Source organism: Parabacteroides sp. AF19-14, from assembly GCF_003635485.1.
Taxonomy (GTDB): domain Bacteria; phylum Bacteroidota; class Bacteroidia; order Bacteroidales; family Tannerellaceae; genus Parabacteroides; species Parabacteroides distasonis.
The window spans coordinates 99,602-122,164 of record NZ_QTMJ01000009.1; the positions used below are offsets into that span (position 1 = coordinate 99,602).

21 protein-coding genes and 3 tRNA genes are annotated in these 22,563 nt (G+C 42.5%); 11 read left to right on the forward strand and 13 right to left on the reverse strand.

Translation table 11 applies throughout. The features are described from left to right. Window positions 1-10 precede the first annotated feature (10 nt). From DWX33_RS10930 to DWX33_RS10950, 4 genes are all read left to right on the forward strand, one after another. On the forward strand, window positions 11-1,369 hold the full coding sequence (locus DWX33_RS10930; RefSeq protein ID WP_122380394.1) for a TolC family protein: 1,359 nt from the start codon (window positions 11-13) through the stop codon (window positions 1,367-1,369). 417 nt (window positions 1,370-1,786) lie between these two features. After that, a complete protein-coding gene (locus DWX33_RS10940) occupies window positions 1,787-4,972 on the forward strand; it encodes a TonB-dependent receptor (RefSeq protein WP_122380395.1) in 3,186 nt (1,061 codons plus the stop codon). Window positions 4,973-5,000: 28 nt separating this feature from the next. Continuing rightward, window positions 5,001-6,491, forward strand: coding sequence for a RagB/SusD family nutrient uptake outer membrane protein (locus DWX33_RS10945; RefSeq protein WP_229033189.1), 1,491 nt, complete (start codon window positions 5,001-5,003; stop codon window positions 6,489-6,491). A 128-nt stretch (window positions 6,492-6,619) separates the two neighbouring features. Then, window positions 6,620-9,037 (forward strand): S9 family peptidase, encoded by a 2,418-nt coding sequence (locus DWX33_RS10950; RefSeq protein WP_122380396.1) that lies wholly within the window; start codon window positions 6,620-6,622, stop codon window positions 9,035-9,037. Window positions 9,038-9,264: 227 nt separating this feature from the next. Here DWX33_RS10950 and nagB read toward each other — a convergent pair whose 3' ends face one another. The 7 genes from nagB to DWX33_RS10985 form a co-directional block, all read right to left on the reverse strand. Continuing rightward, the gene (gene nagB / locus DWX33_RS10955; RefSeq protein ID WP_005859323.1) at window positions 9,265-10,077 is read right to left on the reverse strand and encodes a glucosamine-6-phosphate deaminase; all 813 of its coding nucleotides are present in this window, start codon (window positions 10,075-10,077) and stop codon (window positions 9,265-9,267) included. A 42-nt stretch (window positions 10,078-10,119) separates the two neighbouring features. Next, window positions 10,120-11,331, reverse strand: a complete 1,212-nt coding sequence (locus DWX33_RS10960; protein WP_005867620.1) for an FprA family A-type flavoprotein — start codon at window positions 11,329-11,331, stop codon at window positions 10,120-10,122. A 62-nt stretch (window positions 11,332-11,393) separates the two neighbouring features. Beyond that, entirely contained in the window at window positions 11,394-12,227 is an 834-nt protein-coding gene (lgt, locus tag DWX33_RS10965; RefSeq protein WP_005859327.1) for a prolipoprotein diacylglyceryl transferase, read from the reverse strand. 95 nt (window positions 12,228-12,322) lie between these two features. Continuing rightward, window positions 12,323-13,219 carry a diaminopimelate dehydrogenase gene (locus tag DWX33_RS10970; protein ID WP_005867618.1) on the reverse strand — a complete coding sequence of 299 codons (897 nt, stop codon included), beginning with the start codon at window positions 13,217-13,219 and terminating at the stop codon, window positions 12,323-12,325. A 103-nt stretch (window positions 13,220-13,322) separates the two neighbouring features. Further along, complete coding sequence (locus DWX33_RS10975; RefSeq protein WP_122145032.1) at window positions 13,323-14,324, reverse strand: metallophosphoesterase family protein; 1,002 nt, start codon at window positions 14,322-14,324, stop codon at window positions 13,323-13,325. A gap of 32 nt (window positions 14,325-14,356) precedes the next feature. Continuing rightward, a complete protein-coding gene (locus tag DWX33_RS10980; RefSeq protein ID WP_005859333.1) occupies window positions 14,357-15,349 on the reverse strand; it encodes a sugar phosphate isomerase/epimerase in 993 nt (330 codons plus the stop codon). A gap of 14 nt (window positions 15,350-15,363) precedes the next feature. After that, complete coding sequence (locus tag DWX33_RS10985) at window positions 15,364-16,518, reverse strand: Gfo/Idh/MocA family protein (RefSeq protein ID WP_122380397.1); 1,155 nt, start codon at window positions 16,516-16,518, stop codon at window positions 15,364-15,366. 155 nt (window positions 16,519-16,673) lie between these two features. Between DWX33_RS10985 and DWX33_RS10990 the strand changes: the two genes are divergently transcribed. Beyond that, window positions 16,674-17,633 carry a hypothetical protein gene (locus DWX33_RS10990; RefSeq protein ID WP_122144939.1) on the forward strand — a complete coding sequence of 320 codons (960 nt, stop codon included), beginning with the start codon at window positions 16,674-16,676 and terminating at the stop codon, window positions 17,631-17,633. 57 nt (window positions 17,634-17,690) lie between these two features. On the opposite strand, the gene DWX33_RS10995 is transcribed toward DWX33_RS10990, so the two are convergent. Together DWX33_RS10995 and DWX33_RS11000 are read right to left on the reverse strand one after the other, a co-directional pair. Further along, the gene (locus DWX33_RS10995; protein WP_005859339.1) at window positions 17,691-18,002 is read right to left on the reverse strand and encodes an STAS domain-containing protein; all 312 of its coding nucleotides are present in this window, start codon (window positions 18,000-18,002) and stop codon (window positions 17,691-17,693) included. An 11-nt stretch (window positions 18,003-18,013) separates the two neighbouring features. Further along, a complete protein-coding gene (locus DWX33_RS11000; RefSeq protein WP_012056072.1) occupies window positions 18,014-18,427 on the reverse strand; it encodes an ATP-binding protein in 414 nt (137 codons plus the stop codon). A 97-nt stretch (window positions 18,428-18,524) separates the two neighbouring features. Here DWX33_RS11000 and DWX33_RS11005 point away from each other — a divergent pair, with 97 nt between their 5' ends. Both DWX33_RS11005 and DWX33_RS11010 read left to right on the forward strand, forming a co-directional pair. Then, the gene (locus DWX33_RS11005) at window positions 18,525-18,926 is read left to right on the forward strand and encodes a hypothetical protein (RefSeq protein WP_008772763.1); all 402 of its coding nucleotides are present in this window, start codon (window positions 18,525-18,527) and stop codon (window positions 18,924-18,926) included. Beyond that, complete coding sequence (locus tag DWX33_RS11010; protein WP_122380398.1) at window positions 18,927-19,565, forward strand: EamA family transporter; 639 nt, start codon at window positions 18,927-18,929, stop codon at window positions 19,563-19,565. A 10-nt stretch (window positions 19,566-19,575) separates the two neighbouring features. On the opposite strand, the gene DWX33_RS11015 is transcribed toward DWX33_RS11010, so the two are convergent. The 4 genes from DWX33_RS11015 to recO all read right to left on the reverse strand — a co-directional run bounded on the left by DWX33_RS11015 (window position 19,576) and on the right by recO (window position 21,362). Next, window positions 19,576-19,917 (reverse strand): DUF86 domain-containing protein, encoded by a 342-nt coding sequence (locus tag DWX33_RS11015; RefSeq protein ID WP_008772765.1) that lies wholly within the window; start codon window positions 19,915-19,917, stop codon window positions 19,576-19,578. Next, complete coding sequence (locus DWX33_RS11020) at window positions 19,901-20,197, reverse strand: nucleotidyltransferase family protein (protein WP_005865085.1); 297 nt, start codon at window positions 20,195-20,197, stop codon at window positions 19,901-19,903. The genes DWX33_RS11015 and DWX33_RS11020 overlap by 17 nt, the downstream gene beginning before the upstream one ends. A 180-nt stretch (window positions 20,198-20,377) precedes the next feature. Beyond that, window positions 20,378-20,449, reverse strand: a tRNA-Arg gene (locus DWX33_RS11025). A gap of 187 nt (window positions 20,450-20,636) precedes the next feature. After that, window positions 20,637-21,362: a DNA repair protein RecO gene (recO, locus tag DWX33_RS11030; protein ID WP_048927162.1), complete on the reverse strand. Its 726-nt coding sequence runs from the start codon at window positions 21,360-21,362 to the stop codon at window positions 20,637-20,639. Between the two features lie 77 nt (window positions 21,363-21,439). Between recO and DWX33_RS11035 the strand changes: the two genes are divergently transcribed. The 4 genes from DWX33_RS11035 to DWX33_RS11050 all read left to right on the forward strand — a co-directional run bounded on the left by DWX33_RS11035 (window position 21,440) and on the right by DWX33_RS11050 (window position 22,471). Beyond that, a complete protein-coding gene (locus tag DWX33_RS11035) occupies window positions 21,440-21,844 on the forward strand; it encodes a DUF2721 domain-containing protein (RefSeq protein ID WP_005867604.1) in 405 nt (134 codons plus the stop codon). Between the two features lie 116 nt (window positions 21,845-21,960). Further along, window positions 21,961-22,032: transfer RNA gene (locus DWX33_RS11040), tRNA-Glu, on the forward strand. 41 nt (window positions 22,033-22,073) lie between these two features. Next, on the forward strand, window positions 22,074-22,328 hold the full coding sequence (rpsT, locus tag DWX33_RS11045; protein ID WP_005859369.1) for a 30S ribosomal protein S20: 255 nt from the start codon (window positions 22,074-22,076) through the stop codon (window positions 22,326-22,328). A 68-nt stretch (window positions 22,329-22,396) separates the two neighbouring features. Further along, a tRNA-Glu gene (locus tag DWX33_RS11050) sits at window positions 22,397-22,471 on the forward strand. The last annotated feature ends 92 nt before the right edge of the window (window positions 22,472-22,563 follow it).

Below are 22,563 nucleotides of genomic sequence, written 5' to 3' on the forward strand. Positions count from 1 at the left end.
GAAAGATTGTATGATGAGAAGAAACTTATATATACTGGCAATCGCTTCCCTCCTGTCCGGAAACTATGTTTTCGCTCAGGATGCGGTGAAGCAATGGAGTCTGGAGGAGTGCATCCAATATGCCATCGAGCATAATATCGACTTAAAGCAAAAGGAGCAGGAACAGGAAAGCCGAAAGGTAGACTTACATACCAGCAAATACAGTTGGCTCCCGGCCCTAAACGGCAGTCTTGGACAGAGCTTCCAGTTCGGACGCTCCACGTCTAAATCCGGGGTGATCGTGGACCAGAACGCCGCCAATTCCACATTGGGGATCAATCTGGACATGCCTTTATTTGACGGGTTAAAAATACCGAACGATATCGCCGCCCGCAAACTTGATCTAAAAGCGTCTATCGAGAACTTGAATAAGGCGAGAGAAGACCTATCCATCAATATAGCTTCCTACTACCTGCAAGTACTTTATAATAAAGAGCTACTGAAAATAGCGCGACTGCAAGTGGAACTAGACAAAGAGCAGGTGAATAAAACGGAGGCCATGGTGAACGCCGGAAAGGTGCCTCTTTCCCAACTGTATGATATCAAGGCCCAATTAGCGAAAGATGAGGTCACGCTCACCGAGTCGCAAAACAATGTGAACCTCGCTTTACTGGATCTGGCGCAAAGTCTGGAACTAGAGCGAAGCGATCGGAGTTTCGATATACAGACTCCTGTAATTGAAGATGCGGTGGCTGATAATATGAGCAGTATCCTACCTCCGGAAAACATTTACGATCATGCGGTTACGTTCAAGCCTCAGATCAAGGAACAACAGTATTTGCTAGAGAGCCAAAAGAAAATGTTGCGTGTCGCGCAAGCGGGCTATTACCCCAAGTTAAATTTCGGGGCTAGTTACAGCAATGGATATTATCATTCTACTTCCGGAGGTGAATTTGCCGATACTCGTTCCTTTAGCGAGCAGTTTAAGCAGAATGGGCAAAAGATCGTCGGATTCTCATTGAGTATTCCACTTTTCAACCGCTTCCAAGTACGCAATAGCGTTCGTACCGCAAGGATCAACATTATCAACCGGGAATTGCTGATGGAAAATACAAAGAAAACGTTATACAAGGAAATCCAGCAAGCGTACTACAACGCAACGGCTTCCCAAGAGAAATATACGGCTTCCGACAAATCCGTCACGGCGAGCAAGGAAGCGTTCAATTATGCCCAAGAGCGTTACAACGCAGGTAAAAGCACTGTCTTTGAATTTAATGAGGCTAAAACAAAATACGCGCAAAGTCTAGCGGAACAGGCACAGGCCAAATATGATTTTATCTTCCGTACGAAGATTCTAGATTTCTATAATGGTAACCCTATCCGTTTATAAACGTTAATTAATACTTCATTTTTTTCATTATACACACAAAGTTTAAGGGAAGATGGTCTTTATGGACATCTTCCCTTTCAGCATCCATTAAGGCATTTAGTCTGCACAGAACTACAGTTAAAATACTTATCAAAAAAATGTACACACCAAGACTCCTGAAAATCACAGCCGCAAATATACTAATTTTTATTATAAAAAAGCAAACTGTTATAAAACATTCTAAAACTAATATAATATTGATTGATATTGCCAAATTCAATTTAGTTGTACTGGGGATCTTGTTGCATTATGATAGCTGGCAGGAGGGTTTTTGGTCTTAGCTATCTGTCTGTTAATTATGCTGTTAAACATAGTTCTGTGCAGACTATGGTCTCTCGAAAAAATAATGTGTGTCTAATTAACAAACAAATTCATTCTATGAAGCACAAATTAACGCTTGTACTACTCTCATTCTTTCTGGGAATACAGTGCATGGTCGCCCAACAAATGAAGGTGACGGGTGTAGTGATCAATGAAGACGACGGAGAACCTGTTATCGGCGCATCCATCGTAGTAAAAGGAACCACTGTTGGTACCATCACGGATCTTGATGGTAAATTCGAATTGGAAGCAGACAAGAACGCTAAGTTAGTTGTTTCTTATGTCGGTTTAAAAACATTAGAAACCACCGCTCAAGCAAACATGAGAGTCATTCTATCTTCTGATGCTCAAGAACTTGACGATATCATTGTTGTAGCTTATGGTACCGCCAAGAAATCGTCTTTCACGGGTTCCGCAGGTGTTGTTGGAACAAAAGACCTTGATATGCGTCCATTGACAAACGCAACCGCAGCTTTGGAAGGTAACGTATCTGGTGTACAAGTTGGTACTGGTAGCGGACGTCCGGGTGATTCCCCAAATATCCGTATCAGAGGATTCGGTTCAATTAATGCATCAAACGCTCCTCTTTATGTTGTAGACGGGTCTATTTATAATGGAGAGATCGCTGATATCAACCCGAACGATATTGAATCAATGTCTATCTTAAAAGATGCAGCCTCAACTTCTCTTTATGGTTCTAGCGCTGGTAATGGTGTTGTATTAATTACAACAAAAAAAGCAAAAAATGATGATACTCAAGTTACATTCAGTACTTCTCAAGGTATCTCTTCTCGTGCAATCAAGGAATATAACCGTGTAGGTGTATGGGACTATTACCCTTTGCAGTGGGAGATGCTTCGTAACCAGTATATCTCCGCAAATGGCATGTCCGCAACAGATGCGGCAACAGAAGCTTCTGCCAAAATTTATAACCAATTAATGTATAACCCATACCGAGGGGTTGCTAATGATCAAATCGTGGGGACGGACGGAAAATTAAATCCTGCAGCTACCCAATTGTTATGGGGAGATGATATGGACTGGAATGATGCGATGGAACGTACAGGCTATCGTGGAGAATATAATTTGTCTTATTCCACCAAAGGAAAGAAAAGCGATACTTATGTTTCATTAGGCTATTTAAATGATAACGGTTATGTGATCAAATCCGATTTCGAGCGTTACTCTGCCCGTGCGAATGTAAATGTGTATCCCGTGAAATGGTTTAAGACAGGTTTAAACATTTCAGCCAGCCGTTCTCAATCTCAAGTAGCCAACACAAAAGATAATTCAGGAGGTTATTCAAACCATTTTATGTTTGCTCGTACAATCGGCCCGATCTACCCGATCCACAAACATGATCCGGAAACAGGTGCTTATATCTTGGATAACCTAGGACAGCAGCAATATGACTATGATGGTGTACGCGCAGGTTCCGCTTATTCGGGCCGCCATGTAGTAGCAGAGACATTATGGAACAACGATGAGTTTGTACGTGACGTAATGAACGCACGTGCTTATATGGATTTTAATTTGTACGAAGGTCTGAAGGTTACATTGAACGGAGGTTTGGAAACTTCCAACAACCGTAATTCCGGCTATGATAATAAATTAGTAGGTGACGGCTCTCCGAGTGGACGTTTCAACCTTGAAAATACCCGCCGGACAACAACAACTTTCAACCAATTGATAAACTATAATAAGAAATTCGGAGATCATAACTTTGATGTATTATTAGGTCATGAAAGTTTCGCTTACAAATACCAATATAACTACACAATGAGACAAGGTCAAGTTATGGATGGGCTGATGGAGCTAGGAAACTTTACAACAATAAATTCTGCCTACTCTTATACGGACGAATACAAAAAAGAAGGTTATTTTGCCCGTATCAACTATGACTTCATGGATAAATATTATGTATCAGCCTCCTACCGCCGTGATGGTAGCTCACGCTTCCACAAAGATAACCGTTGGGGTAACTTCTGGTCTTTCGGAGCCTCTTGGCGTATAGACCAAGAGAGCTTCATGGAGTCGTTGACTTGGATCAACAGTTTGAAGTTAAGAGGTTCTTATGGACAAACCGGTAATGACCAAGTATTAACAACCAGTGGACTAACAAACTATTATCCATATCAGACTTTATATGACATGAACCGCAATAACGCATTGGAAGCAGGTGTGTTATTCAACTCTTTTGGAAACACCGATTTGCAATGGGAGACTCAGGTTTCTTCTGACGTGGCAATCGAATTTGGACTGTTCGATCGTTTGACAGGTAGCGTTGAGTATTTCAACAAACAATCCAAAGACCTGTTGTTCAACGTACCTCTACCTCTTTCTTCTGGAGCGGTAGACTATAAAGGAACCGCATCTATCTGGAAAAACATTGGTAAAGTAAATAATAGTGGTGTAGAAATCTCCTTGGATTACCGCATCTTAAAAAATGCGGATTGGACATGGAACTTCGGTGTAAACGCCACATTCATTAAGAACAAGGTGAAGAGTTTACCACAAAAAGAAATTATTGACGGAACAAAGAAAATCATGGTAGGCAAGTCTATCTACGAATTCTGGTTAAAGGAATATGTAGGTGTAGACCCTCAAGATGGAGCTGCTCTTTATCGTTTCGACGATACTGTAGATGAGAACGGAAACGTGGCACAAATCTGGGATGACACAGATTGTCGTACCGTAAACGGAGAGAAAGTGACAACGAACCAAGAAAAAGCAAAATACCATTATGCAGGTAGTGCAATTCCTAAAGTATATGGAGGTTTCAATACAAGCGTAAAATTCAAAGATTTTGAGTTATCCGCCGTATTCTCTTACGCATTAGGAGGAAAGGTTTATAACTCTAGCTATTTATCTCTTATGAGTGTAAACAAATATGGAGCGGCTATGCATACAGATATCTACGATCGTTGGCAAAAACCGGGAGATATAACGAATGTTCCTCGTCTAGACGGCAGTGAATCCGCTAATTTCAATGCACAGTCAGACCGTTGGTTGATGAGTTCTGATTATCTAAGCATGAAATCTTTAACTTTCGCATATACGTTACCAAAGGCCTTCCTTTCTAAGTTCGCTATAAAGAACGCACGTGTATCATTAAGTGGCGAGAATTTATTCCTGCTTACTTCCATGAAAGGTATGGATCCACAACAACAGTTCAGCGGTATCACGAACAATGCTCATATCCCAGCTCGTTCATTTACATTCGGACTGAATTTCACATTTTAATTCATCATTATATTAAACATTGATTACAATGAAAAGATTCAAATATACAATTCTAGCCTTATGTGTTGCAGGCCTGACAGCTTGTTCCGATACATTCATGGAAACAAATCCAACCGACCAGATTGGCGAAACAACAGTCGCTTCATCTTTGGAAAACCTATACATTGCTTTAAACGGAACACATCGAGCCATGGTTAAGCAATACTTATCTTCACAAGGTTGTGGTGGCGAACCTTCTTGGGACATCGATCGAGATGTATTAGGAGAAGATTTGGTACACCCAACTGCCGGTAACACTTGGTTTTTAAAAACTCTTCAATGGGTAGATCATCGAGATTCAAAATCAACATTGACTAAGTTTGGCTTCTTCTTCTATTACAAATTAATATTGAACAGTAACTTACTTCTTAATAATGTAGATGAGGTGGATCGTACGGATGAAAATTTATACTCCGGTGTAAAAGGGGAGGCACTTTGCTTCCGTGCGTTTGGTCATTTTCAACTAGTACAGCTCTACGCAGAACGTTATAAAGCAGGAGGTGGCAATACACAATTGGGCATACCTTATCGTAAGACTCCGGAAACAGGAGAAATCGCTCGTAATACAGTAGAGGAATGCTATCAATATATTAACGAAGATCTAGATGCCGCTATTGAGTTATTGAAGAACTACGAGGCAAAAGAAGTTACTCACTTTTCTTTGAAAGTGGCTTATGGCTTAAAGGCTCGTGTTTTACTAGCGCAGCAAAATTATGCAGAAGCCGCAAAATACGCGGATTTGGCAATACAGACCGCTGAGAAAGAAGGCCATAAGTTGATGAATGGTAAAGAAGAATTAATGGGAGGATTCGCATCCATGCTGACAGAGAATAAGGAGGCTATATGGGCAGCCAATACGCAGGATGACCAAACAATCTATTTTTATTCTTATTATGCATATATGTCTTGGAATTTCAACGCGTCTGCAATACGTGCCGTCCCCAGATGTGTAAACTCGGCTTTGTATGATAAAATATCAAATACAGATATCCGCAAGCAATGGTGGGATCCAACAGGTAAAGCGGAAGTTCCGGCTAGCAATTTCAAACGTTTCCCGTATCAGAATCGTAAATTCACTGCCAAATCTTCTTCTAATGCGGTTGGAGACTTTCCTTTCATGCGCTTAGCTGAGCTATACTTAATGAAAGCAGAGGCATTAGCTCGTAACAATCAACTTCAAGAAGCGCAAAAAACGTTGACGGCATTTGCCTTGACTCGTGATCCTGAATACAAAGAAACGAGCAAAACAGCAGTCGAATTAGCAGAAGAGATCATGATTCAACGTCGTATTGAGTTGTGGGGAGAAGGATTCCGATTCACAGATTTAAAACGTTTAAACTTACCGTTGGATAGAAATAACACTAATCACGATAAGGGTATCTCAATAAAGATGCACGTAGACGCAGGTTCTCCTGAATGGCAATTCAAGATTCCAGATGACGAAATGAACGCAAACAGTCTTATGACTCAAAATAGATAATCACTCTATTTCTTACTAATTATATCAAAAAATCCCCGTCTATACCCCTAACCGGTTTAGGCGGGGATTTTTTAAGATCTAAAAGAAGTTATTCCAAATCATTAAAATAAATTCAAGTGATTAAATCCATGAAAACAAACTATCTATTCTCCACCTTACTATCCTTGGCTCTAGCCAGCCCGGGAATGGCACAAGAGACCAATTACCAAAGGCCTCCAGCCGTAATAGAAGAAGTGGCCTTGGCCAAGCTTTCTCCTATCATCCGAATTAGTGATAACAATCAGTGGGCACTCCAGTTAGAGCGTTCCCCGTACCGGTCTATCGCCAAGCTTGCGCAACCGGAGCTTAAATTAGCGGGAATGCGTATCAGTCCCGAAACATTCAATACGAGCCGGCAAGCCGAATATACGGGTGCCAGTTTAATGAACATCGCTACTCAAGAAGAAATCAAGATAGAAGGAATTCCTGACAACGCGGTAATCACAGAAGCCTCATTCTCTCCTTCATCCAATAAGGTAGCTCTATTCGTGGAAGAAGCGGATGGCGTATACCTTTATATCTGTACCCCGAAACAGCCCGTAGCACAGAAAGTAAGTACCCGCAAAATCAACGCGACAAATGGAGCGGAGATCTTATGGATTAGCGACAATGAGTTTATTACGCTTATGGTTCCGGAAAACAGGGAGAAGGCACCAGAGAAACCCACAGTCCCATCCGGTCCCATCATTCAAGAAAGTACAGGAAAGGTGATGCCCGCCCGTACCTATCAAGACTTACTCAAAAATCCGTACGACGAGCAATTATTCGACTATTACTTCACCTCCCAATTGGTACGTATAAAAGAGGGCATTGTGTACGAGATCGGAAAACCGGCAATCTACGGCAGTACACTTTCATTATCCCCGGATAAATCTTTGCTACTTATCGCGACAGTTCATCGTCCGTATTCCTATCAAGTACCGGTATATAACTTCCCACAAAAGTTCGAGGTCATAGACTTACAAGGCAATTCCATTTATACGTTAGCGGATAATCCAACCGTCAATATTCCGATGGGATATGACACGACCTCGCCTTATCCCCGCCAATTCGGATGGAGATCGGATCAACCGGCTACCGTTTACTGGGCGGAAGCGCAAGATAAAGGAGATCCTAAGCAAAACAAGACCGATTTCATGGATATTATCTACCAAATAAGCTATCCGTTCAACAGCGAGAAACAGGAAGTCGCAAAGACAGAGAAACGTTTCCGCAACATCCTGTGGAATGACGATGCTTTCGCTTTATTGATCGAGACTTCCCGGGAGACTCGAAAAAACAGGACATTTACTTTTAAGCCTTGCTCTTCTGAGTCTCCGGTTCTATTATTCGATGTATCCACCGACGATAATTACAACAATCCGGGAAATCCACTTACGGTTAAAAATGCGTATGGTAAATATATCGTTTATATCAATAAAGCCCACAATGAGTTATTGATGCTTGCCCAAGGTGCCTCTCCTAAAGGGGATATGCCTTACCTTAGCCGTTACAATTTGAAAACAAAAAAGAACACGGAACTTTGGCGCTGCGAGGACGGATATTATGAGACCATCCTAAAGGTAGCGAATCCGGAAAAGCTTCAATTGATCACTTCACGTCAATCCATTACAGAACCAGCGAATCTCTGCTCTCGTGACTTGAAAAAGAAAAAATTCGCTCAATTGACTCATTTCGCCAATCCATATCCGGCCATGGCAAACGTTAGCAAACAAAAGATCAAGTATAAACGTGCGGATGGTTTGGATCTAACAGCGACCGTATACCTCCCTGCCGGATATGATAAAGCGAAGGACGGTCCATTACCTGTCTTAATGTGGGCCTATCCGAGAGAATATAAAAGCAAGGCCGAGGCTTCTCAGGTACGAGGTTCTCAATACATGTTTACGAATATCAACTATGGTTCTCCCGTCTATTGGGTTTTACGTGGATTCTGTATAATGGAAAATGTCGAGATGCCGATCGTTAGTACCAGTGAGGGAGCGGAGCCGAACGATGATTTCATTGAGCAATTGACAATGAACGCCGAGGCGGCCGTAAAAGTTATTTCCGAGATGGGTGTAGGTGATCCGAATCGTGTAGCCGTAGGAGGACATTCCTATGGAGCTTTCATGACAGCGAATCTATTAACACATACCAAACTGTTCAAAGCCGGCATCGCACGTAGCGGGGCTTACAACCGTACGCTTACCCCGTTCGGCTTCCAAACAGAGACCCGTACTTATTGGGAAGTACCGGAAATATATAATGCCATGTCGCCATTCATGTCTGCCGATAAACTACATGGAGCTTTATTAATCATACATGGTGAGATGGATAACAACTCCGGAACCTTTCCGATCCAATCCGAGCGCCTGTTCAGTGCCCTAAAAGGCCACGGGGCGATCGCACGTTATGTCGTATTGCCCTATGAGAGTCATGGCTACGCCGCCAAAGAGAACATATTACATCTATTGTATGAATGTGACCTATGGCTGGATCGTTACGTCAAGAACGCAAAAAAGTAAGTAGTACTGACTTTGCCAATGAAGTATATATCCTCTGACAGGAAAAGTATATCTCCTCTAACCAATGAAGTATATCTTCTATGAGGAAGCCAGCCGGCAGCCACCAATTGCCCTAAAACAACGATGCCCATCGTAAGGTTATAAGAATGCCCATCGTAAACTCCTTACAATGGGCATTCTTAACTCCTTATGATGGGCATTCAAAGAAAGCCCTATCTGAGATTCGTTTATTTTAGCAATGAACAAGGACAAAGATGATCCTTCTCGATATCCTTGAAATAGTTATAAGTACCTACCTTAAGATCCGCGCAAGCCGCCTCATCGCAAACAATGATTCCCTTCGGATGCAACTGCAAGGCGGTAATTGTCCACATTTGGTTCACGGCACCCTCAACGGCTTGTTGCAACGCACGAGCCTTGTTATGACCATTTACCATGATCAATACCTCCTTAGCGTCAAGAACCGTACCTACACCAACCGTTACAGAAGTCTTCGGAACTTTATTCACGTCATTATCAAAGAAACGGGAGTTAGCGATAATCGTATCTGTAGTTAACGTCTTGATACGAGTACGAGAACTCAAAGATGAACCCGGCTCATTGAACGCGATATGGCCATCAGGACCGATACCACCCAAGAACAGGTCTACGCCACCGACCGCTTTCATGCGAGCCTCATAAGACGCACACTCAGCCTCCAAATCCTCGGCGTTACCATTCAAGATATTTACGTTCTCCGGTTTGATATCGATATGACTGAAGAAATTATTCCACATGAAAGAATGATAGCTTTCCGGATGATCTTTCGGAAGGCCGACATACTCATCCATATTGAAAGTGATCACGTTCTGGAACGATACGACACCCTGCTTGTTCAATTCAATCAGGTTCTTGTACATACCCAGCGGAGAAGATCCGGTAGGCAAGCCCAGTACGAATGGTTTTTCAGCGGTTGGATTCGCGGCTTTGATCTTCGCTGCTACATAATTGGCAGCCCATTTTGAGAGTTGCTCGTAATTAGGTTCGATAATTAGTCTCATAACGTTATGTTTTTTAATTGAAAGTTGTATCAACTTTCTTGTTTATAAATTAGATTTGTCGTTAATTGTTTTCAATTTCCCAGCCATTTCCTTGCCCAAAGCTAAACACTCCTCGTATTTAGTAGCACTTAAACCTTGCTTCTGCTCAACCGGCGTACCGACAGTCTCCCACTTCATCTTCTCGCCAAAAGCCGCCAAACGTTTCACGGCGGCTCCAGCCCATGTGAAAGACCCGAAATAACCGAAAATACGATTTTTCACTTCACGCAACTCGATCTTACTCAACACAGCTTCCACCTCTGGGAACAATTGATTGCTATAAGTCGGGCTACCTACGATCACTCCTTTATATTTGAACACATCTTTCAAAATATAAGAAGAAGGGCTTTTGCTAACATTATGCATCACGATATTCTTAATGCCATTATCAGCCAAAGAAGCGGCGATCGCCTCAGCCATCTGCTCCGTGTTACCATACATGCTGCCATAAATAATAACCACGCCTTCCTCACCTTCGTAGCGGCTCATACGGTCATAGATATCGATCGCTTTCGACGCATATTCACGCCAAACAGGTCCATGGGTAGAGCAAATCGTCTGGATATCCAAGCCCGAAAGCTTCTGTAATGCCCTTTGTACTGGACTTCCATATTTTCCGACAATGTTGGAGTAATAGCGAATCATCTCTTCCCAATAATGCTCCACATTCATCTCCGTATCGATCACACCACCATCCAATGTGCCATACGTACCGAACGCATCCGCAGAGAATACGATTTTATCCGTAACGTCATAAGTAACCATCACTTCCGGCCAATGAACCATCGGAGCCATATAAAATACAAGCTCATGACGACCCGTATTCAAGGTATCACCCTCTTTCACCTCAAACAAGCCTTCCTTGATGCCATGATATCCTTCCAGCATTCCAAAAGTCTTATTGTTTCCGACAATCTGTACGTCCGGATATTGCTGACGCAACAAACGGATACTTCCCGCATGATCCGGCTCCATATGATTTACCACGAGATAATCCAAAGAACGTCCGTCCAAGGCATCCGCTACTTTTTTCAAGAAAATATCAGAGTAACAAACATCGACCGTATCGATCAATACGGTTTTCTCGTCTACGATCAAGTACGAGTTATAGGAAACGCCGTATGGCAACGGCCACATATTCTCGAAGAGGGCCTTTTGACGGTCATTAACTCCTACATAATAAACTTTATCCGCAATTTCTTTTAACTTGTACATCTTTTTTAATTGATAATTGATAATTAAAAATTGAAAATAACAAAGCGTGTGCTCTCTAATTTTCAATTCTCAATTTTTAATTTTCCATTTCTTAGCGCTCTCCAGACAAACCAGCACCCTGCCAAAACAAACGGGATACTTAGCCATTGCCCCATATTCAACATCATTCCAGCCTCGAAAGGCTCTTGGTCATTTTTCACGAATTCGATGAAGAAACGAGACCCGAATACGCATATCATAAATACGCCGAAGATAAGTCCTTGCTTTTTCCATGCCTCTTTCTTGAAATATAGCCACATACAGATAGCGAACGTCACCAGATAACAAGCGGCCTCATACAATTGCGTCGGATGGCTCGGAGCTGTAAAAATAGGCTCCGCCCCCATTCTCCATGCGTGTAAATTATCGATAAAACGAAATCCCCAAGGCAAATCAGTGGAATGACCGTAAATCTCATGATTCATCAGGTTTCCCAGACGAATCATAGCAGCAACCAATCCTGTCGGAACCACCAACTTATCGAAAGCCCATAACATACTTTTATGGCTTACTCGCTTAGAGTAGAAATAAATGGCGATAATTATACCTAACGTACCACCATGGCTAGCCAATCCTCCCTCCCAAATCTTGAAAATCTCAATCGGGTTGGCTAAATAATATTCCGGCGCATAAAACAAACAATGCCCCAAACGGGCACCAATCACCGTACCGAGCATCGTATAAATCAAAAGGGAATCGATCCATGCGGGCGGCAGTCCCTCTTTTTTCCACATCCGCTCTACAATCATATAGCCAATAGCGAAACCGATCGCAAAAGCCAATCCATACCAACGAATCTCCCGGGAACCGATGGTAAAGATAGCGGGATCGGCAGTCCATGTAATAAAGTCAAGCATAATTATTTCAGTTGGCAATTGACAATTGACAGTCGACAATCGCAAGTCAGGATTTCCCGAACTGTCAATTGCCAGCTGTCAACCATCAACTTATATTAAACGAGTCTTCTAATTAAGTTCTCTCTCTCGCCGTACAGCATATCGATTATCGGCAATTCGATCATCGTATACGCACCCGGTTGTTGCTTCAAGCTCGCACGGGCGACAGAAACTAAGATCTGAGCAGTCAAGGCAGGGTTATTGATCTTCATATCGAATTCGATCAACTGGTTCTGAGTCTTACCCGATACACCTTTACGAACCAAGTTCACACCATGTCCCATATCCAACAGGTTATCAACACATTCAACCTGCATTACATGAGTCTCATCATGAGCGAAATAATCATCCGCCTTGATAGCGGCAGACACTTGCTTGAAATCGTATCCGTCTTCCACCTCGATATAAACCATACGACGGTGCACGCCCGTTCCCAAAGGAATCGTCATACTTAAAGCCGCTTTCACGCCTTCGATAGCCTTCACGGCAACCGTATGCCCCATACTCATACCCGGACCGAAGTTCGTATAAGTAATACCTTTCGGCACCATCGCTTCTAACAAAGCACGTACCACAGAGTCGCTTCCCGGATCCCAACCAGCAGAAATTACAGCTACCGTATTATGAGCCTTCGCTACAGCGTCCAAAGAACGACGTAAATCCACGATACCTCCGTGGATATCGAAACTATCGACCGTATTGATGCCTAAAGCCAGAATCTCTTTCGCATGCTCTTCCACGCTGCGTGTAGGAGTAGCCAAAACCGCTACGTCAACCTTATCTAACTTGGTGATGCTATCAGTAACCGTGTATGCCTTCAACTCGTCCGGAATATCATTCGGATTACGACGAATAATACCTGCTACCTCAAAATCCGGGGCAGCTTCAAGGGCCTCTAACACATATTTCCCGATGTTGCCATAACCTACGATGGCGGCTCTAATTTTCTTCATACTCTAGTTTTTACTTTTCAACCAACCGCAAAGTTAGATATAATTTAGAGCTTTAACAATAAGGAATACAGTTTTTATATCATTTTCAGAATGATATAGATCCTCACTCTTTCACGAACGAATCCGGATAGGTAGTAAGTTGCTCTACACCGGCTTTCGTACGAATCCAAGTCTTGAAGGTGCGAGTTCCTTCGTTCAATTCGATTATACGAGCTCCGTTAGGCAAATGTATGTATTCCGTCGGACCTCCGGTAAAACGACCGTAAGCCAATAGAACATCATGCCAGCAAACCGCATAATCGTCATCATGATCATGGCCGACAAATACCCCCATCACGTCCCCGTTTTCTTTAATCGCCGTAAATAAACCGGAATTCAACGCCGGAGCGCATGCCTTTTCTCTACGTATGCCATATAGTTGGGCATTCTCATCGGAAGCCGCTTGATTAAACTCCGGCAACGCGATATGGAAGAAAGCCAAAGAAGGAACCGGCTCTCCCCCGTTATTCCGGGTAAACTCCGCGCTTTTCTTACAATACCAATCGATCTGGTCACGCTTAATATAATCGTATCCTTTTACCCCCTTGATAGTTGAATAGGTATTCGAATCGATGCAATACAAGACGAAAGCATCCTTCTTCCCATCGGAGGAACGTACGGTCAAGGCGTAATTACCCACGCCTGAGATTTCGGGAACCTCATCCGCCGTTAAACTATACGGTAGGCTTTCGGCTACTTTCAGCAACTCCTCTTTTGTCGCCCCCTGCTCATTATCATGATTTCCGAAAACAATGGAGAATGGTATTTTACGGTCGGAGACTGTCTTCAATACATTCCGCATATTTTCCAACGCAGGCTTGCTATAGATAATATCTCCCGTAAAAATCACCAAGTCCGGTTTCTCGTCATCCAACACTTGGTTCATACGCTCAAAAGCGATGTCCGAACGAGGGTCTTGCCATTTCACATGCAAGTCCGTAAACTGTACAATCTTAAACTTCTTATCCGGATTAAACTTCAACCCCGGTTTTTGGGCAAATCCCAAAGAACTCAAGCCGGCGGCCAATAACAAGGCCCCGGCAAACATCCACTTTCTCACACTCATCAAATCTCGTGTTTTTTGTAATTAATAATTATTTATTCCTTTCCAAAACAAGCATCGAACGCATGGGCGGAAGGTTGGAAATCCACTCTCTTCACCAATTCGCAAGATTCCCGTGCCCCATGTTCCCGATCCATAGCGCTATCTTCCCATTCCACGGAAAGCGGACCTTGATAGCCAATTGAATTCAAAGCACGGATAATCTCCTCAAAATTAATCTTTCCTCGTCCTAAGCTACGGAAATTCCAATATCGACGGGGATCGCCGAAAGTAACATGACCGCCGAATATACCCACCTGCTTAGGGGTATCACTCCAATATACGTCCTTCATATGCACATGGAAGATACGCTCCGGAAACTGATAGATGAAATCCACATAGTCCACCCCTTGATATCCTAGATGGCTCGGATCATAGTTAAAACCGAAAGCAGGATGGTTATTTACCGCCTCCAATGCCCTGCGTGCGGAAAAAGTATCGAACGCGATCTCTGTAGGATGTACCTCCAACGCAAAACGTACACCCAGTTTCTGAAACTCATCCAAGATGGGCGTAAAGCGACGGGCGAAATCATCATACCCCTTTTGTATCATAGCGTCCGTTACCGGAGGGAAAGAATACAAATAATGCCAAATAGAACTACCCGTAAAACCTACAACCGTATCGACTCCCAACATCTTTGCCGCATGGGCGGTCCGGATCATCTCCTCGGTAGCCCGTTGGTGAACCCCTTCCGGATCGCCATCTCCCCAAATATAATCCGGCAAGATCGCCTTATGACGCTCATCGATATTATCGCATACAGCTTGTCCAACCAGATGGGTAGAGATCGCATAAAGCCGTAAGTCATATTTCTTTAACAGATCCTTGATTCCTTGATAATAAGCTGTATCCGTACGTCGGACATCCACATGATCAGGAAGTCCCAATTCCACACCGTCGTATCCGAATTCTTTCGCTTTTTGACAAACTGTTTCCAGTGATAAATCTCCCCACTGGAGGGTATATAATGTTACAGGACGTGCCATATATAGTATTATTTTTAGTCGATTATTTTTATCCATTTATTCTCTGTCGATCCGGTAGCTACAATCGTCTCGATAAACCGCATGCCACGGACACCGTCTTCGGCGGAAGGGAAATCCAAGGTCTCAGGAGCCGGTTCCTCACCAGCCAGAATCGATCGCAAAGCCAAGGCGAAATTCCGATACAAATTAGCGAATGCCTCTATATAGCCTTCCGGATGTCCACCCGGTGTACGGGAATTATGAGCGGCGATACCCGACATATATCCATTGGAAGTACGGACGATCTCCGCCGGACGATCCGGCCAACGCATAATCATCGTATTCGGTTCTTCTTGACGCCATTCCAACCCACCTTTCTCTCCATACACACGAATATTCAAGCCATTCTCTACACCTACGGCGATCTGGCTAGCGGTCAGCACCCCTTTCGCGCCTCCCTCATAACGGATCAATGCCGCCCCATCATCATCCAAAAGACGATCCGGCACGAAGGTATTCAATTCACCGCATAATTCCACGGCCTTCAGCCCTGTTATATATTCCGCCAGATTAAACGCATGAGTCCCAATATCCCCCATGCAACCAGCCTTGCCCGACCGATTGGGATCCACCCGCCAAGCCGCTTGCTTATTAACATCAGCGCAGTCATTATATAGCCAGCCTTGAGGATATTCCACATAAATACGGCGTATCTTACCTAAATCGCCCCTGCGTACCCTTTCCCTAGCCTCCTTCACCATCGGGTAAGCGGTATAGGTATGAGTCAGCATAAACAATTTTCCGGTTTCCTTCACTTTGTCTCGTAATTGCTTCGCCTCATCCAAGGTATATGTCATCGGTTTATCCAGTACGACATGGAAACCATGTTCCAACGCCATCATGGCCGGACCGAAATGCACATGATTCGGGGTAACAATAGACACAAAATCCATCCGTTCGCCTTCAGGCAGGGCGGCCTCTTTCTCTATCATTTCCTGATAAGATGCGTAAATACGATTATCCGGTAAAAATAAAGATTGTCCGGTAGCCAATGAATTCTCCGGGCGAGAACTGAAGCATCCACAGACCAACTCGATCTGTCCGTCTAAATTAGCGGCGATACGATGAACGGCCCCGATAAACGAGCCTTGTCCTCCACCGACCATTCCCATTCTGATTTTTCGTTTCATGGTATTATTCCGTTTTATTAAACTAAGGTAATTACATTGTTGATTCACAAAGCTATGAAAAATAACCCTGCATACGCCAATTTAACAGCTTAATATTTTTTAATTCACAAAATATATCGTTCCTTTGCGTCAAACATTTACCAAAAATATCAACTATGAAGAAAAATGAATTAGTGGCTATCGCCTGTCTGCTTTGTTTTTGTTGTTGTAATGGAACGGAAAAGGAAGTACCTAACCCCGACCTACAAGAGGAATTATCCCCCATACAGTTTACGATCGATTTACAAAAGGAAGTATTACCCTTCCCCGTAACCAAGAGTATTCCCGAGCTGAATATCCCTGAGCCTATTCCCCAAAATCCCGATGCCGAGGAAGATCCTTCTACACCGGATATCGACCCGGATAATTTATACAACCGGATCGATTATATCGTATACCAAAGCGGAAAACCGGACATTCTGGTAAAACATAAGCAATTCACGCCTCAAGATCCGGATTTCACGATCATTTATGATTCACTGCCCTCCGGCAACTATCATATTTGTTTCCTAGCCCACTCAGACAAGAATATCTCCGTGTCCGGACAAACCGCACTATTCAGTAAAGTATCAGATACGTTTCATCTTTTTCTCACCCAAGAAGTACAAGCGGGAGAAAGAATCATTAAAGATATCACCTTACAAAGAATCGTCGGCAAAATAGAGTTCATATCCGCCGATGCCGTACCTAAAGCCCTAAAAAGCTTCACGATAAATGTCTCCAATTATCAAAACAAGATTGATTTAACCACCGGGAATGGCATTTCTCAAAACACGCCTTATACACAAACCGACACTTTTAACGACTCTGATATCGGGAAAACAAATTTCTCCCATTCCTTCTTCACGTTTATCCCGGCTCCGGAATTCATGCTCAAAGCACACCTCTCGGCCAAAAATCAGATAAATGAAGTAACCCGGGAAAGAGAGGTTAATGACATCCTGCCTCTCAAAAATCACATTATTCGTTATACTGGGATTCTCTACACCCCGAAGGAATCAGACAATACCTTCACCCTTGATATATTAAACGGTGGCAAATGGGATAGCCCCATCGACAAAGATCTAAAAGATTAATACAAAACCGGTGTGCCAAATTTGACACACCGGCTACCTTTTTCCTAACCTTCACACTTATTTTGCGTCTTCTATCTTGAAGAGAGCGTTAAATCCCGTCAAACTAAAGGTCTCACGAACCACATTCCGCATACCGATCAAACGTAAAGACCCTTTCTTGGCAGTCGTCATTTTTTGTAATATTAAAAACAATCGGAGGCCCGCACTACTCACATATTCCAAATCAGAACAATCGACACATACTTTTACTCCCGGATTCTCCCATACCGGCAAAACCTTTTCCTCGCATTCGCGAGCCGTATTCGTATCCAATCTTCCTTTGATCTTAATTACAGTCTCTTCACCTTTTTGGTCAATAACTACTTCCATATCTTTATATTTTATTCGGTTATTTTTTTCTTCATGATAAAGACATTCCGCTCATCTACTCTCTGATAAGAGACCTCATCCATAATCTTCTTGATCAAGAAAATACCCAACCCTCCGATTGGACGGTCTTCGGCAGATAAAGTAATATCAGGGTCTTTTCTTAAAGTCGGATCGAAAGCAATCCCATGATCTATCAAAGTCACGATCAATTCCCCACCTTCCCTGACCAACGAAATGTCTACGGCATCCTCAACATCTCCCTTATACGCATAAAAAATTATATTTGAGACAGCTTCTTCCATCACCAGATTCAGGCTCATCATGAAAGCGGTGCTTAATCCCAATTCTTCTCCAGCTTCTTCCAAGAACTCATTCATCATGGAAAGCTCATGAATATCGTTCTTAATGCGTAATGTTTTTTGCATATATCTGAAAATTTTGCGCTAAAGATATAAAAAAAAGAAACATCCTTTCCTTAAATTTGTATCTTTACCTCCGAATAGTATTTAAAGGTATAGAGTTATGGCTAAAAGATATTTAATAAACATATTCTTATTGATCGCCGTCTTATGCGGGTTCAGTAGTTGCGAGGAGGATCCGTATTATGATCCGTATGAGGAAATCACCTATGATTTATGTAATTATGTATGGACAGATTGGTTTGTCGTAGACGGCTTGGATTGTGAGCAGCAACTTACATTTAATCCGGATGGGAAAGGATGGGATACAAGAATTTATCATTACCCAAGCGGACGCATAGATCGAGAGGAAATTCCATTCTACTGGGATTGGGACAATTACTATACCGATATACTTTATATGGACTATGAAGACGGACAAACGGTCTTGAAGGACATATGGATAAGCGGCCGAACTTTTGAATGTCAATACAATGGCGAATGGGTAACGTTTAAAGCCTATTAAATGATACTCACCTCTGTTGCGGTCATATCAAGGGTATTATCCAATCCGCTTGGTAATGTTTTCCAAAAGCAATTAACCAATCGGTATAATCACCCTTTATTAATCAACTTCTTGACATTCCTACTATTGAGCGTATTCTGTATCATCCCGGCGATCCAAGTTCGCTGGCTTGAGTTGCCTTTCGAATTCTGGAAATATTGTATTCTAGCCGGAATCGTGGGAGCTACCGGGAATGGATTCTTAGTAAAAGCTTTACAATGCGGGGATCTATCGGTACTGGGCCCCATCAATTCCTACAAATCCGTAGTAGGTATTATTGTCGGTATCTTCTTATTAGGGGAGATCCCGAACCTATGGGGTATCGCAGAGGTCCATCTTGTCAAAGAATTCAAGCGAATCAAAATACGGGATCTTTTCTCCTACTTTTATTTGGTCCTTTGTATCGGCACCATGCAATACACCACCAATTACGTATTCGATCATATGGAGGTAGGTTATGCGTTAGCCTTGTTCCAACTCTCTACGATCGTAAGTATCTTCTTAGGATACCGTATATTCAAAGAGGAAAATATAACGAAGAAATTGATTGGCTCCGTTATCATGGTAGCGGGATCGGTCATGATCATCTTATTAAAATAATACATTGAGCTTATTTACAGATCAACCGTTCTATCTTATCCTTAAGCGGAAATAGATCTGTTTGAATGGTTCCCCACACTATCTCATCCCGAATCTGATAATACCCATGCACTAACACATGGCGCATGCCTATGACCTCATTCCATGCGATCTCTTGATGTTCCTCCCGAAATTCCTTTGTAATCAAATAAGCCGCCTCCCCTATAATCTCCAAATTCTTGATGACCGCAAAACGCAATATCTTGTTCCTGGAATACTCCTCAAAAGTCACATCTGTCGTGAACTCAATGACATTATTTATCGCCTCCAGCATATGCCGTAGACGTGTATTGTCTTTAGGCTTCTCTCTCATATACCAATATTTTATCCCGATCTACAGAAGAAACGGCAAAATCCTTCAATTGTCCTTCCTCCACCAAATCAACCTTACGATGCAACAATTGGCTTAGAGCTTCCACCATACCCGCATACTTGAATAATGTAATACGAGCGTGGGAGTCAAAACGAACCAGAATATCAATATCGCTATCCTTCGTCTCCTCTCCACGTGAACAGGAACCAAACACCCATGCTTTCTCTATTGGTTGCAAAGAGAAAAAGCCTCTTAGCTTATTAATTATCTGTTGTTTCATCTTTTAGTGATTACCTTGCGCAAATATAAACAATATTCTCACCACAAGAAACAACCTGCAGTAAGAAAACGCTTATTTTATTTACTCTCTCTTTATACAAGAGACAAAAAAACGTTTAACAATAAGGAGATCAACTTACTTGTTTTGACCAAGTTTGATAAAAAAGAGAGGAAATAAAAGTAGTCTCGCCGGGAATCGAACCCGGATCTAAAGTTTAGGAAACTTCTATTCTATCCGTTGAACTACAAGACCAACTCTTTTGAGATTGCAAAAGTATAATCTTTTCCTCAAATAGGCAACCGTTATCGGATGTTTTTCCCGCCTATCCGGAAGCTTCTCATTATTTCCGAAAAAACATGTACGTGTTTCAGGAAAAACATGTACGTCTTTTTCCAAAAACACGTACGTGTTTTCAAGAGCTAATATAACATCAAATAGATCAATCAAATAAGCTTTGCATCACCGATAACGATTTGATTTCCGGAAAATCCGGGAGATGTAGACGGTAATACTCAAGAATACGATGAATAATACGGACCCGCTCTTGCCGGGAAAAACCATAAAGCGACATATTCTCAAAACTGATACGCAGCAAACGGGAAAAGAAAGCGCTCTCCACCTTATTTAAATAATGCCGATGCATCGGGATATGATCCGTAAACACCCCATTCAACATATCGAAATAATATCCCACCCTATGCGATTCCATATTCGGGAAAATACCGAGATGGTGGAGAAGACCTAACAAGAAAACCATATGAAAATTAGCGATACCCTTATCCGCATACTCCAATAGATGTATGGACTCGTATAAATAATCAAATAAACGGGGATCCGACTCCGTATCTTTCACGACCCTAAAAAGAACCTCCGAGAGGAAAAGCGCCAATACATTCTTAACCGGATCACAACAAACATCATTCAGCGGAAAACAAATGCGGGTCTCCTTAATCCGGTGCAAGTCCCGCTTATTCAAGTGCTCCACCTCCATTTCCAGAACGGACAAAGGTATAAACAAAGCCTTCGACACCGTGCTTTTCTTCCCACGGCTACGACTAACCAGATACGAGGCCCGGCCAAACGCCTCCGTATACATATATATAATAGAATATTTATCATTGTAAGGGATCGTATGCAAGACAATCCCCCTCGTTTTACACAACATAATTCGTATCTTTGCGACGATGATTAAGAACAAAGATACTCAAATTAACGTTATACATATAATTAAAGTATAGAATTATGTTGGACTTAACGACCCCTTCTTTATTATTTTCCGCCATATCATTGATATTGCTGGCCTATACGAATCGCTTCCTTTCATACGCCAGCGTAGTGCGTGCCTTGAAAGAAAAGCATCAGCAAACCCATGACCCCAAGGATATCGCCCAGATAGCGAACCTGCGGAAAAGGCTCTATCTGACCCGTTCCATGCAAATATTAGGAATACTCAGTTTGCTGCTCTGCGTGATCGCTATGTTCTTCATTTATGTATCGTGGCAGATTTTCGCCGCATGGATATTTGGCATAGCCTTATTGCTATTAGCGGCGTCGTTATGTGTATGTATCTGGGAAATAAATATTTCCGTTAAAGCCTTGGAAATTCATCTGGAAGATATAAGTTCTAAAGAGAAGTTAAAACAGTGAGTAGTATTAAATTTTCCTTCGAAATGTTTTGCCAGTTCGGAGAGATCGTCTATCTTTGCACTCGCAATCGGGAAATTACTTTCTTAGAACGCTATAAGTGAGAGCTTTGACATTTTGGCCCATTCGTCTATCGGCTAGGACGCAAGATTTTCATTCTTGAAAGAGGGGTTCGATTCCCCTATGGGCTACAATAAACAGGATTAAAAAACAATAAAGAGAAGATCGAGAAATGGCAAATCATAAGTCATCAATCAAGAGAATCAGACAGACAAACGCAAGACGTTTGCGTAACAGATATTACGCAAAGACAGCTAGAAACGCTATGAAAGTTTTGCGCGCTACTGAAGACAAGAATGAGGCACAAGCTTTGTTCCCTAAGGTATGCTCTATGTTGGATAAGCTTGCAAAAAAGAACGTTATCCACAAGAACAAGGCCGGTAATCTGAAATCTAAGTTGGCTAAGCACGTTAATGCGCTAGCATAAGCAGAAGGTAATTACTTTTACAAGTATAAAGCCGGACTCTCAATAAGCCCGGCTTTTTTAAACCTAATGGCCCATTCGTCTATCGGCTAGGACGCAAGATTTTCATTCTTGAAAGAGGGGTTCGATTCCCCTATGGGCTACCAACCAAAAGGAGAGAGATAAGTTCATGGCTTATCTCTCTCCTTTTTTATTATACCCGTCCTTTTTTCGCTATTTTCACATCCCCCACTTCGCT